The organism is Flavicella sp. IMCC45668 (assembly GCF_057219105.1).
On sequence record NZ_CM170114.1, the window covers coordinates 3,772,725 to 3,787,275 of the forward strand.

8 protein-coding genes are annotated in these 14,551 nt (G+C 34.7%); 1 reads left to right on the plus strand and 7 read right to left on the minus strand.

Annotation, left to right across the window (positions count from 1 at the left end):
* Positions 1-26: 26 nt before the first annotated feature.
* On the minus strand, positions 27-7,142 hold the full coding sequence (locus AC2DZ0_RS15425; protein ID WP_484642866.1) for a DUF8202 domain-containing protein: 7,116 nt from the start codon (positions 7,140-7,142) through the stop codon (positions 27-29).
* Positions 7,143-7,412: 270 nt separating this feature from the next.
* Between AC2DZ0_RS15425 and AC2DZ0_RS15430 the strand changes: the two genes are divergently transcribed.
* Positions 7,413-7,931 (plus strand): DUF4251 domain-containing protein, encoded by a 519-nt coding sequence (locus AC2DZ0_RS15430; RefSeq protein ID WP_484642868.1) that lies wholly within the window; start codon positions 7,413-7,415, stop codon positions 7,929-7,931.
* A 32-nt stretch (positions 7,932-7,963) separates the two neighbouring features.
* Here AC2DZ0_RS15430 and AC2DZ0_RS15435 read toward each other — a convergent pair whose 3' ends face one another.
* The 6 genes from AC2DZ0_RS15435 to AC2DZ0_RS15460 all read right to left on the minus strand — a co-directional run bounded on the left by AC2DZ0_RS15435 (position 7,964) and on the right by AC2DZ0_RS15460 (position 14,545).
* Entirely contained in the window at positions 7,964-8,305 is a 342-nt protein-coding gene (locus tag AC2DZ0_RS15435) for an L-rhamnose mutarotase (protein WP_484642870.1), read from the minus strand.
* A gap of 3 nt (positions 8,306-8,308) precedes the next feature.
* Positions 8,309-9,625, minus strand: coding sequence for an L-fucose:H+ symporter permease (gene fucP, locus AC2DZ0_RS15440; RefSeq protein ID WP_484490968.1), 1,317 nt, complete (start codon positions 9,623-9,625; stop codon positions 8,309-8,311).
* Positions 9,626-9,722: 97 nt separating this feature from the next.
* On the minus strand, positions 9,723-10,514 hold the full coding sequence (locus AC2DZ0_RS15445) for an SDR family oxidoreductase (protein WP_484642871.1): 792 nt from the start codon (positions 10,512-10,514) through the stop codon (positions 9,723-9,725).
* Positions 10,515-10,524: 10 nt separating this feature from the next.
* On the minus strand, positions 10,525-11,352 hold the full coding sequence (locus AC2DZ0_RS15450; RefSeq protein ID WP_484642872.1) for an amidohydrolase family protein: 828 nt from the start codon (positions 11,350-11,352) through the stop codon (positions 10,525-10,527).
* A 53-nt stretch (positions 11,353-11,405) separates the two neighbouring features.
* Positions 11,406-12,842, minus strand: coding sequence for a tagaturonate reductase (locus AC2DZ0_RS15455; protein WP_484642874.1), 1,437 nt, complete (start codon positions 12,840-12,842; stop codon positions 11,406-11,408).
* Between the two features lie 50 nt (positions 12,843-12,892).
* Positions 12,893-14,545, minus strand: a complete 1,653-nt coding sequence (locus AC2DZ0_RS15460) for a UxaA family hydrolase (RefSeq protein ID WP_484642876.1) — start codon at positions 14,543-14,545, stop codon at positions 12,893-12,895.
* Positions 14,546-14,551 lie beyond the last annotated feature (6 nt).

The following is a 14,551-nucleotide window of genomic DNA, read 5'->3' on the forward strand; positions in this document are numbered from 1 at the left end:
ATGATGTTGTCTAAAATATGATTGGGTTAATACAAAGCTATTTTTTGTTTTATAATTCCCTCCGAGGTTTTAATCTGTATGATGTAGATTCCCTGGATTAAGTGATTCACATTAATTGATATCGGGGTACGATCGAATTCAAAAGAATCCTGAACGATTCCTGAAACAGATATTAGTTTGACTTCGGTTATATCAATATGATCTGGGTTGATAAATTTAATTTTTTGTTCTTTCTCAGAGAATCTGATAGAGAAATTTATATGCTCCGGAATATCTGTATCGAGGATGTCTTCTTGGTTTTGTTCTTTAAACACAATAGTAAATCGATCTGAGTAGATACCAGGTTCAAGGGTGAGTTCCACCGCAGAATTAGTAATGTCATAAGTAGTTTGTTCAATTTTGTCATAAAGATAAACTGAACGTTCTAAATTACGGTATTCGTCTACTAACACCCTTACAGGTTCTTTTTCGTTGATGGTAATTGTAAACGGAAGTTCCAAATCATCCTTAATAAATTGAACTCCAGCGATGGATAGTTTAGTCCCATTTTCATCAAATTGCCAATATGCATCTGTTGGTTGAACATCATATGCATAACTGTCATATCCGTAGTCTAATTCAAAACTATGTCTTTTATCAAAGGTAGCTCCAATTTGACGATGAATATTAATGCCATTTTCATTATTATATTCAAAACCAATTTTCAAATAGGTACCTATTTCAGTCTCACTAAAGTCTGTTTGCTGGTCTTGATTGTTTGATTTTTTACCTTTTCCTTTATGAAAAACAGAATCCCCACCATTGATAGATTGGAATTTTCTTTGAGAGTTCTCAAAGGTAATTTCACCCGTACTGACTGCACCAACATAGAAGGCTTGACCTACTGCTATATATTGACCAGGAGCGTTATAGTCATTAAGATCTCCTAATCCATCAACTCCAGACGTAGGTGTTTTAGCTGCAACGGAACTTCCTAGGTTTCTTGTAGAATATCCACCTTTGTAACCAGCAATATTATGACCTTCGGTAGTTCCTTCCGCACTTTTAACCTCACCTGTATGTTCCCAAAAGTATAGGGTACCTCCATCGATGATATCCGAATTATCTGTTATGAATTGAACAGCATCTATCGCAGATGGGTAAGGGTTTCCAATTAAACTATTTGTGTTTTCATCCACATTTATTTTAATGGTTCCATCATTTGGTTTTCCAACAAAAGTAAAGTTTTGTGGACTTCTACCAGTACTTTTCATTGTAAATCCTTCTCCTCTGTTAATTACACCAGTATCTTTCTTCTGACTCCATTCAGCAGAAGAGCTTCCGTTGATATAAGTCCAAATCCAATAATTTGCAATGGTAATAGGATCTGTAGTATCTCCATCATAACTTTCTGTGTATTCCACAAAATTTATGTCTTTTGGAGTTGATGTTTCAGAAGTTGGAGAGGTACCGTCTTTCATAACGGAACCTACCCTAAATGTCGATTTTTGAATCTCTACAACCGGAGAAGACCAATAATGGTATCGATAAACGTTGTCCACTGTTGCTTTTTGATCTCTATATACTTTTCCGTTACCTTCAACATTTGTTTCTAAAGTATGGGTTTGCACTAATTGTGCATCACCAATCATTCTTACATCTCCTTCTAATATAAAATCTTCATCAAATTCAAGATATTTATCAGTATCGATGGTTAACTGTGATCCTTCTTTTACCCATAAACATTCGACTACAGCATCTTGTTCTAATAAAGCGTGATTGTTAGATGTTTCTGAGTCAATAACCATCACTTTGTCTTTGTCGGCCAGATTAGTATTCGGAGAGCCGTTTGCTTCAGATCCTCCAGACCAACTGTTCGTATCTCCATTCCAAAATATTCCATTAACCTCGGCATAAGTAAAATATTTTGTTCCATTAAAGTCGTAGGTGGTAGAATATTGTTGTGATCCGTTCAATGTTTTTGAGGTAATTGGAGCATAGTGTACGTTTACCAGAAAATCTTCATCATCAGCTATTTTTAATACTTTTTGTGTGTATCCGGTGTTTAATAAATTGTCAACTGTGGTTTGATCTATTGCGATTTCAACAGTCCCAACTGATCCATTTTCAACGATTTTCCAAGTTCTGTTCAAATGTTTTTCTGGAGCACATACCAAAACTTCTGTAGTGGTAGTTAGTAAGCTTCCATTGTTATTCCCCCAAGCAAGGAAATCTTTGTTTGAGTTAAAATTGTTATTATTATTTGCATTTGTTGTTGCTATTGAATTTAATCCGATGGTGATGATTGCATCAGAATTTTCAGATTTAGATTGTTTTTGATTCAATACCATTCCATCATCCTTTCCAATCGCAGCAACATCATTATGGAATGAGCTGTTGGTTGAATAATTCCATATTTTAGTAGATAAGTCAGATAGGACATAGTCACCTTCCACAATGCTATTTTCAGAGTCTGTATCGCCTAGTGTAATACCATATTTTATGGCAAGATAAGATTCAACTTGTTGTTTTTTGCTCAAGCTATGCTCATCACTAAACAGCATTATTTCGGCAACACTTCCGTCAATAGTTCTTCCTGAGAATCCTCTATCACTACCTACGTAATAATTGTATGTGTTGTTAGAAAAATTACTGGTATAAATATTAGAAATTATTTCGAAGTTAGTAGGTCTTAAATGAGCAGTTAATGTTGTGCTTAGTCCGTTTGAGTATTGATCACCTCCTGTAGCCCCTGCCGCTGTATAGTTATTTCCACTAGCGTCATATACATAAGTTCCATCATCTCCATGTCCAAGACTTGTTCCATCATTGTTAAAAGGAGTTGTCCAAGAAGCGGTAGATAAATCATTATATACGATGTAGATGCTACGTGGGTTAAGGTTTCCGTTATAGGTTAAGACATCGTTGTTTCCAGGAGTAAATGTTACAACCGGGTTAAAGTTTAAATTGTTTGCACTTGTGGTGTTACTTGGTTCAGTTCCTCCTGAGCCTACAAAGTCTGCATTTGATTCAGATTGATCTTCCCATAAGGTGACGTTGCTTCCACCTGTGACTCCAATGTCTGCTCTCAGCCAAAGGGTGTTACCAACGACACTTGGCAAAACTTCATCTACAACGGCATCCCTGTAATCTACATCTTGTGTGTCCACATCAGAATCTGTATCTGGTAGGTTTGTAGAAGGGGTATCTAATTGATCATTAACATCAAAACCATCATTTACATTATTTCCTTCAAAACTATCGTCCAATCCATCTCCATCTGTATCAATACCACTAACAGTGTTGTCTGAATCCCCATTTTCTTCAATGTCTGGCGTTCCATCATTATCTGAATCTGTATCCAGAAAATCATAAATACTGTCATTGGTACTATCAGTGTTAATAAGTGTTAGATAGGTTCCTCCTTGTTCTGTTTCATAATTGTCATCTAAACCGTTGTTGTTGTCATCAGTAATGGAAGAACCAAGACCACTAGGAGCAATGTAACCAAGTGTTGTTTGTGCTTCTATATTGTCTGGAATTCCATCATTATCAGAGTCAATGTCTAATGAATTAATTATGCCATCATTGTCTGAATCTGCTGAGGCACTACAACTAGATATTTCAACAATTTCAATTCTACCATAAGCTACTCGTTCTGTCATTCTGATTTCTATGAAACGAGCATCAATGTCTTTGATAATGTAGTCTAATATTACAACTTCAGAGTTTTTAATGGTATTTGTATTTGCGAATTGAGTATTACTAAGATCAGTATTGGCTGTAGCACTTGTTGATTGTGAAATAATTATTTCTTTGTAAGAAGCTAAACCAGTTGCCCAAAGGTGAATTCTTATTGAAGAGTTTATTGGGAAGTTATTTCCTAAGTCATAAATAATATATTCGTCTACCCCATTTAAAATCGTACCATTGTCATTTGCAATAGTGCCATCCAATGATTGACTATTATTTGCTGTTCCATTAAAATTATCTACAGTAATGGTAGGAGTTGAGCCAAAACAGTTTAATTCATCAATATCCAAAATACCATCATTGTCATCATCTATATCAACATCATCTAAGATTCCATCTCCATCAGTGTCAATACCATTGGAAATATCTCTATAATCTAGATCTCCACTTGGGGTATTCACATCTCCATCAGAGTCTGTTAATATTGTTGTAAAGGAATCGTCATAACTTCCATTAACATCAATATATGTATCTCCGTTATCTAGTGTGTTGTCTAATCCGTTAGTTCCTACATCATCAGTTGTTCTTCCGTTACCATCAGCTGTTAAACCTGCGCCTGATTCTACAATGTCTAGGGCTAGGTCATTATCAGAATCCAAATCTAAATAATCGGCTTCATCGGTTCCGTCTGTGTTTTCCGGTGTCAACCCTGCATCATATGCCAAATCAATTCCGAATAAGCTATAGCTTCCTGAGGGGGCAATGTATTCTTGTGTACTTTGTGCTTCAATATTGTCCGGAATACCGTCATTATCAGCATCTAGGTCTAAAAAGTTGTTAATGCCATCAGAATCAGAGTCTATAACTGTGAGACCATTACCATAAGCGAGGTCGATTCCATCCGAACTATAATCTCCACTCGGTGCTATATAGCTACTCGTATTTTGAGCTTCTATATTGTCAGTGATTCCATCATTATCAGAATCTAAATCACGAAAGTCAAAAACTGTATCACCATCGGTATTTGCTGGAGGGCAAAAAGAAAAATCTCCAATAGCTATTTCTTGAGTACCAGCTGGGTCATTGGTGTCTGTGTTGCTAAAGGTAATAATCATTTTAGAAATCCAAACAGGTAAATTTGAAATTAGAATATCTCCTGTATTTGTAAAACTTGAAGCAGCGCTAGTTCCTTCAAAAATATTACCACTTGAGACAACTTTTGTATTTGAGGCTCCAAGCGTATAGTCAGAAGCTTGCATTGTATACAGCGAACCGTTGTAATCCAAAATTGCAATTTCAATATTATCTTTAGAGTCAGTGTTGGCGTCCACATCATGTAAAGTAAAACTAAGGTTGTATACAGGCGCATCAAATGAAAATGTGTGTGTTGAGGAACCGTTTTGAACAGCAGCTTGAGATATTGTATAAGAACTGTTAGAGCTTATGTAATCGTTTACTGCGTAGTTGTTGTCAGTGCTAATTCCTGTGTATCTTGTTATTGTAATACCAACATTGTCTATAGTTTTTGTATTGTCAGTAACCACAGGATCATCACCTGTACTTTCAGAGCTTCCCCCATTTGTGTATAAAGTTGTCCAAGAAAAAATAGAACTAGAACCAATACAAGTTCCAAATTCTGCTAAGTCTGTTATTCCATCATTGTCATCGTCTAAATCTACGGTGTCATTTACGTTATCATCGTCGTTGTCATTATTGAAAATGTTATCTCGGTAATCTACGTCACCACCAGCTAAAACATCTTCATCGGCATCAGGAAAATTATCTGTTTGTGTGTTGTCAAAGTTACCTTGTGGATTTGAATAGTCATCCGTGTTTTGATAGTTGTTATCCAAACCATTTACTCCAAAAATATAAGACAGTGTAATACCAGCCTCTTCAGTATCCGATAAGCCATCATTGTCTGAGTCTAAGTCGAGGTAATCTACTGCGTCTTCTGCGTTGTCAGAATTTACAGGTGTTAAGCCTCCGGTATAGGCAGTGTCCAATCCTGTCCCATCATATACTCCGTTTGGAGGAATGTATCCTACTGTTGATTGCGCTTCAATATTGTCAGGAATACCATCATTATCAGAGTCTAAATCTTGATAATTTGGAATTCCATCACCATCAGAATCAATATGTCCAATAATAGCATCTGTGTATGAAGAGTTACAACTGAAGTCCAACATGGTTTCCCTAAAATTAGAACTCGCATTGGCTTGATTTGAAATAAAACCAAATCTTACTTTATATTCTGTATTACTCGCATGAACTGTAGTGTAGTTTACTTCTGGATTTGTTGGAGACACCCCACCAAATTCTGTTCCTCCTGCTGTTCCTACAAACCATTCACCATCTCTGCTAAAGGTTAGTTGAGTATCACTGTTATAAACGTAGATAGATGGGTTAAGTGACCATGATTGTTCATTGTAACTATTATTTCCGTCAATATCATTAAAGCTTGCATTAAAGTCGTTTAATTGATAAGGTGTGGTAGTGCCTGAAACCACAAAATTAAAAGTATATTCTACATATGCTTGTGTTCCAACTCCTGAAATACTAAATTGTGTATTCGCTACAATCGAACTTGCATACTGGGTGTCATTATCTAAGCTGTTCAGAGTAAGATTGTTGATTTCTGATAAGGTAACAAGGGCATCAACACCAGAAAGAACATTGGAAAACCGAAATACATCTCCTTGATCAAAGTTTCCATCCACACTTCCAGATTCTTGCACAGCCCCCGAAAATGTTAATTCTTCAATTCCTTCACAAGATAAAATGGCATTGTTGGTATAATTCTGTTCTTCAGTGTCCAGTATACCATCATTATCATCATCAACGTCTTCGGAATCAATTATTCCATCACCATCGTTATCATCATTAAGTGTAATTTCTCCAGAAATATCAATATTGTCAATATAAAATAACTCATCCGTATAACTTATTTTACTTCTAAATCTGATATAGGTAGTTGATCCTCCACTAACAGGGAGTGCTTTGATGTAACTACCACTATTTTCTACTTGTCCAGGACTCATTACGATATTACCTGAATCGGCTATGTTTCCCTGAAATGTGTCAAGTAGTAACCAATCCACTCCATCGTTTATCGAGTATTCGATATAAACAAAGTCATTATTTTCCATTAACCCGGTACCGCGATAATCGAAAGAAAGGGTTGCTGAAGTGTATGTTGATAAGTCTATTTTTCTGAGAATACTAGCGTCATCTACTCCTGAGGCTGCTCCTGTCATCAATAACTCACCTGATACGATTCTTACCTTACCGGTACTTGCAGCTGTGTCATCATCATTTTCAATCCAGTCTCCAGTCCAACCTGATCCAGAAGTATAATTGCTATTGGTCCAGTTTTCTGAAGCAATATTTGTTTGAGAAGCAACAGTATATGAACAAAATGTTAGTACTGTAACTAAATAGAATTTATAAAAACTGAAAAATTTCATCATCAGTGAAAATCTAATTTATAATTGTTAAAATTCTGGAAAACAAGTGTTACAGGTCTAGGGGTATCCAAAAAATAAATGCAAAAATATCTAATTTTGTTGATAAAATTCTTTGTTTTTTAGCTGTTATAACTGTTAATGCTACATTTATAAACTTATGTTTATTATTGTTTAATAAATGACCATATTTTTTTTATAAAAGACATATTCAGAGGAAGTTGTTTAAAGTCAATTTAATTTTTAACTTAGAGTAGATAAATAAAATTATTTAAAATGAAGTCTTTTAATATAACCGTAATTATTCTTTTTAGTCTTGTAAGTCTTACAGCTCAAACAAAAAAGGAGAAAAAACAACAGGAAAAACAAGAGAAATATGAGGAAATGATTTCTATTGTAAAAGATCGAAAAATTGAATTTGAGGCTGAGTGGGCCTTGGCCCAACAAGGAGCTCGGATTAATTTAATAGGGAATCCAAATCATATTAGGATTATTGGAGATAGTATTTCTGTATATCTACCTTATTTTGGTGTAAGAACCACTGGTGGTGGTGCCTATGGAGGTAGTGGAGGTATAAAGGTTGAAAATAAGATTGAAGATTTGAAAGTTGAATATGATGATAAAAAAAGAAAAATAAATCTAAAGTTTAATGCCTTTGATGGAACTGAGAAAATTGAATTTTACATGAGTATATTTGGCGGAGGGAATACCAATATAAATGCTTACAGCAATACAAGAAGTAACATAAGTTATGATGGAAGTAGTGAGCTCTATGTTATGGAAGAAAAGGAATAAAAAAAGGTCTGCATTGCAGACCTTTTTTATTATTATAATTGAAATACCTTTTCTAAAGGAATCCATTTTTCACCATCTTTAGCCCACGGAAGTTCTTGTTGGTAGTCCCACATAAGGTTTTCCCATTCCTGAACTTTCGGGTTGTTAGCATCCATTTCTGCTTTTTTAACAGGATCGAAAGTTTCATCAACTTCCATAATCATAAACATTCTATTTCCTGTAAGGTAAATTTGCATGTCAACAATGCCAGCATCCTTGATGCTTTTTGTGATCTCTGGCCAAGCATTACCGGCAGCATGGTATTCTTTGTATTCTGCAATTAATTTAGAATCATCTTTTAAATCACAAGAATAACAAAATCTTTTAGTGCTCATATTTTATTTTTTTGAGTTACTGTATCCGTAATAAATTACTGGTATTAAACAAATCATTGGCATAATGAAAGAAAATTTAACTTCAGGAACTCCTAAAATTAATGTATCTGCTAAGTTTGGACCACCTATATCAATGATCAAACCTTGCATAGGAGGAAAGATTGCTCCTCCTACGATAGCCATAACTAAAAATGCTGATCCAACTTTTGCTTCATCACCCATATCTTTTAATGCAATTCCGTAGATTGTTGGGAAGTTGATAGACATAAATAAAGAAATAGAAACTAATGAAATTAATCCAGGAATTCCAGGGATTAAAATAGCTCCTAATGCGCATAACACAGCACAAATTCCGTAGATGTATAATAATTTCGCCGCTTTCAATTTAGTCATCAGAGCAGTTCCTACAAAACGTCCTCCTAAGAAAATACTCATTGCTATAATATTCCAATACGTAGCATTCAACTGTTCATCTGCACCTCTTGTAGAGTTTAAGTATTCTACATATTGATAGATGGCAGTCCAACACATAATTTGCGCACCAACATAAAACATTTGAGTTAGTACCCCAGGGAAAAAGTGTTTTTTAGCAAATATTTTGCTCATAGATTCTTTAAAAGAAATAGAATCATCATCTGCAACTTTAGGGATTTTTGTTAAATATACAATTCCTAATACTACTAAAACGACAACACCGATACTGATATAAGGAAAGCTAATAGTTCCTAAGTCTTCAGTTTTGATAGCAGCCTTAGTGGCTTCATCTAATAAAGCATATGATTCATCATCATAACTAGCAGACTTTATTTGACTCAATACTAAAAATTGAGCAATCATCATTCCGGTTAAAGAACCGATAGGATTAAATGCTTGTGCTAAATTTAAACGTTGTGTAGCTGTTTCTTTGTCTCCCAGTGAAAGAATCAATGGATTCGCAGTAGTTTCTAGTAAGGCAAGTCCACAAGTAATTACATATAATGAAATTAAGAAAAAACCGAAACTTTCAAATACAGAGGCAGGAAAGAAAAGAAAAGCACCTAAGGCATATAAAGCCAATCCTAATAAAATTCCTGATTTGTAGGAATATTTACGAATATAAAGTGCAGCAGGTAGCGCCATACACCCATAACCGAAATAAAAAGCAAATTGAACCAAATAAGCTTGGAACCAACTTAATTCTGGCATTACTTTTTTAAAGGCTGTTACCATTGGGTTTGTAACATCATTGGCAAAGCCCCATAATGCGAATAAAGAAGTAATTACGATAAATGGTATTAGTAGTTCTTTACGAACAATTGGAATTTTTTTTGATTCACTCATTTTTTAGGTTTTTAATTTTTGGTTTATGTTTTTGCAAGATACTTGAAATATAAGAAGATTAAGTATCTCATATATTCAAGTATCTATAACAAATGATTTATTCTGTTAATAATGATCTATCTAGGTTTACATATCCACCGTCAACGGCAATAAATTGTCCAGTTGTATGAGAGGCTTTATTTGAGATAGTGAACAGAGCTTGATTTCCAATTTCTTCTGGAGTAGTCATTCTGTTTTCCAAAGGAATTTTCTTTACAATAGACTTTAGTTTTTCTTCACCATTTTCTAATGTCTTAATCCAAGAATCATAAGCTGGTGTCCAGCTTTCAGCGATAATAATGGCATTTACTCGAATGGAATCTTTGATAAGATCTACAGCCCATTCGCGAGTAAGTCCGAGTACACCACCTTTTGAAGCAGCATAACCTGAAGTACCACCCTGACCAGTAAGTCCAACTTTAGATCCGATGTTAAGAATATTTCCTTTAGAGGCTTTTAAGTAGGGAAGTGCGTTTTTTACTACTAAAAAATAACTAACCATGTTTAGCTTTAAAGAATTCATAAAATCTTCATAAGAAGAGTCTAATCCTGCTCCATCATTTACACCAACGTTATTGATTACTACATCGATTTTTTTATATTTTTCTACGATCGTAGCAATAGCCGATTCAATTTCATCAGGGTTCGTTACATCAGTTTTACAAAACATTGCATCTATCCCTTTTGCTTGTAACTCCTCTGCATATTCCAATCCTCTGTCATTTCTATCAATGATAGCAGGAATAGCTCCTTCGTTTGCTAATTGTTGCAGCATGGTTTCTCCAATACTTCCTTTAAGTCCAGCAGCTCCTGTGATTACCACGACTTTTCCTTTTAAACCTAAATCCATAGTTTTAATTTTATAAGTTATAGAATTTGATTGCATTATTTCCCATAATGGCTTGTTGCTCAGTGGTACTTAATTTTGCAATAAATTCTGTTGTTAATTTTTTTACTCTTGTGTAATTTCCCGCTACGAGGCAAACTGGCCAATCTGATCCATACATAGTACGTTGTGCTCCAAAGGAATTCAACACGACTTCCATATAAGGATGTATTTGATTTTCTGTCCAGCTGTTGAAATCCGCTTCCGTAATCATTCCAGATAATTTACAGGATACGTTTTCATATGTAGCAATTTTTTGAATCATCGTAGCCCATCCATCAAAGAAACCTTCTTTTATATATGGTTTAGCGATATGATCAATGACAAACTTTTGATTTGGAAATTTTTTGACAAATTCCAAAGTAGCTCCTAATTGATGAGGGAAAATTAAAATATCGTATGTATAATTATATTTCTCTAATAAAGAGATTCCTCTTGTAAAGTTGGGACGTAATAAAAAATTATGATCAGCTTCACCTTGAACTACATGACGAAAACCTTTTAATTTTTCCTTATCTTGGTAGTTGGCCAACGTATTTTCAATATTTTCTGATCGTAGATCAGCCCATCCAACAACCCCTTTTATAAAATCGTTAGAGGCAGCTAGTTCCAATAAAAAGTCGGTTTCTTCAAGTGTTTGATCTGCCTGTACAGCAACGCAACCGTCAATATTGTTTTGATTGTATACCAGTTTTAGATCGCTAGGCGTAAAGTCTTTTCGAATTACTGCCATGCTTTCATCTATCCACTCGTGTTTGATAGGCTCATAGTTCCAAAAATGCTGATGAGAATCTATAGTCATAAGTTATAGTTGAAAAGCCTTCTTAATGTAAAGAAGGCCTAATGGGTTATTTATTATTTGATAAAATCTTGTAATGCTGTTTGCATTCCTTTTGTTTCAATGGCTTCAAGATGCGTTGAAACAGCTTCAACCATACCTTCAATAGCAGAAAGATCCGTACCCCAGAAATCAGTGTTAGCAAGTGTTGCTTTTACAATGCTTGCTTGATATCCGTTAGCCCATTGAGCAGCAAAGAACTCTAATGCGGAAGCATCATCTTTTAAAGCAATTTCTTCACCATTTCTTTTTCCTTTGTAAAATGAAATTAGAGATGCTAAAGAGAATAACAACCCTTGTGGTAAACTATTTTTACGTTTGATGTATTCCAATACAGAAGGTAAAACTCTAGTTTTGAATTTAGATGTTGAATTTAGAGAAATACTAATAAGTGCATGCTCTAAATATGGATTTCTAAAACGATCTAAGACATCATTTGAAAATTGATTCAATTCTTCTTGAGATAAATCTAGGGTAGGACAGATTTCATTGAAGATTGTATTTTTCAAGTAATTTCCTACAACTTCGTCTTCTAAAGATTCACGAACTTTGTCGATTCCATATAAGTAACCAACAGGAACTAATGTAGTATGAGCACCGTTCAAAATTCTAACTTTACGTGTTCTGTATGGTTCCATATTATCAGTAAAAACAATATTTAAACCACATGCTTCTGCTGGAATTTCATCTTTTACTGATGCGGGTCCTTCAATTACCCAAAGGTGAAATTGTTCTCCTTCAACAACCAAGTTATCTTTGTATCCCAATTCTTCGGTAATAGCCTCCATTTTATCTCTTGGATAACCTGGTACAATTCTATCTACAAGAGTATTGCAGAAAATATTGTCTTCATTGATCCACTCAACAAATTCTTCTCCTAAGTTCCAGTCTGCTGCGTATTGTAAAATGATACGTTTTAAGTTGTCTCCATTTTTATCAATTAATTCACACGGAATTAAAATCAATCCTTTATCAGATGCGCCACCAAAAGTTTGAAATCTTTTGTATAGTAATGCAGTTAATTTTCCTGGATAACTAGATTGTGGAGCATCTTCTAATTTGTCGCCAGCATTATAAGATATACCAGCTTCTGTAGTGTTAGAGATAACAAAACGTAAGTCTGGGTTTTCTGCTGTTGCTAAATAATCTGAATGATTTTCATAAGGGTTGATTCCTCTTTGGATACAATCAATTATTTCATGCTCTGAGATTGCCTCACCATTCTTAATACCATTTAGGTATAATGTATATAATCCATCTTGATCATTTAACATTTTAATCAATCCTTGATCAATGGGTTGTACTGCCACAACACCTGCGTCAAAATCAGCTTTTTTGTTCATTTCATGAATCATCCAGTTAGCGAAGGCTCTAAGGAAGTTTCCTTCCCCAAATTGGATTATTCTTTCAGTATATGTTTTTACTGAAGCGTTTGTTCTGTTTAAAGAATTCATAATATTTTATTTTTAACTTTTAGATGTAAAAGTGTTTGTTAATTTGTGTTCTATAGAGAAACTCCACGTTTCCAAGGAATGAAATCATTGTGTCCGTGTAATACAGCCTTTGAAGGGGTTTCTCCACTTGCAACTCTGATTACATGGTCTAAAATCTTTTCTCCCATAGATTCAATAGTGTCCTCACCAGTAATTACTGTACCTGTATTGATGTCAATAATATCATTCATCCTTTCGTATAGTTTGGTATTACTAGATATTTTTAAGACAGGTGCAACTGGATTTCCTGTTGGAGTTCCAAGTCCTGTAGTAAATACCACAATATTACAACCAGAACCAACCAAACCAGTTGTAGACTCAACATCATTACCAGGCGTGCATAATAGATTCAATCCTGGTTTTGTTATTTGTTCTGTATAATCTAAAACTTCAACAACAGGAGAGGTTCCTCCTTTTTTAGCAGCACCGGCAGATTTCATAGCATCAGTAATCAAACCATCTTTGATATTTCCAGGAGATGGGTTGTTTTCAAAACCAGATCCTACGGCTACAGCAGCTGCTGAATAGGCTCTCATTAAATCATAGAATTTTTTAGAATCCTTTTCAGTATTACAACGGGTAATAATTTCTTGTTCAACTCCGTTTAACTCAGGAAATTCAGATAATACTGGACTTCCACCTAAAGCCACTAATAAATCAGAGGCATACCCCAATGCTGGGTTGGCAGAGATTCCAGAAAAACCATCTGAACCACCACATTCAAGGCCGAGAACAATTTTACTTACAGGTGCAGGTTTTCTTTCAATTTTATTCGCCTCAGTTAATCCAACAAAGGTGTGTTTTACAGCCTCTTCGATTAAACTTCTTTCACTTGCGCTTTGTTGTTGCTCTAAATAGTGAACAGGTTTAGTGTTATTTGGAGTAATTGCATCGATGGCATTTTGAAGCATTTCAATTTGAGCATTTTGACACCCTAGGCTAAATACTGTAGCTCCAGCCACATTTGGATTTGCAATGTATCCTGCTAAAAGTTTACATAAGGTTTCAGAATCTTGTCTAATTCCTCCACAACCTCCGTCATGTTTTAAAAACTTAATTCCATCTACGTTAGGGAATACTCTGTTTTTAGACATTTCTTCTTTGGTAGTAATGATAGGAGTACTGTAGATTTCTTCAGAAGAGGCACCTGCTTTATATTGATTGATCAATGCATCCGTATCAACAGCAAAATCTTTTTTAGTTTCATATCCTAATTTTTCAGAAAGAGCTCCTTCTAAAACATCGATGTTTCTATTTTCACAAAAAGTTAAAGGGATTACCAACCAGTAGTTTCCAGTTCCAACTTTACCATCTTCTCTGTGGTATCCATTAAAAGTTCTTCCTTCAAATTTAGAGGCATCTGGTGCTGTCCATGTAAATTTTTCCTGTGAATCGTTAAATTCTGCAGAAGCATGTTTTACATTGTTAATGGTAATTGCACACCCTGCTTGGATTGGCTCAATAGCCTTTCCAATTAAAACACCATACATAAATATTTCATCTCCAATAGCAAAGTCATTCAGAGCGTATTTGTGTTTTTGTTTGATGTTTTCTTTTAAGATAATTTCTTTTCCTTGGATAGTAGTTGCAAGTCCTTTGTCTAGGTTTGTAATTGCTACAATAATATTATCCTTTGGATCTATTTGAACATAATTCTTAGACATCCTGTT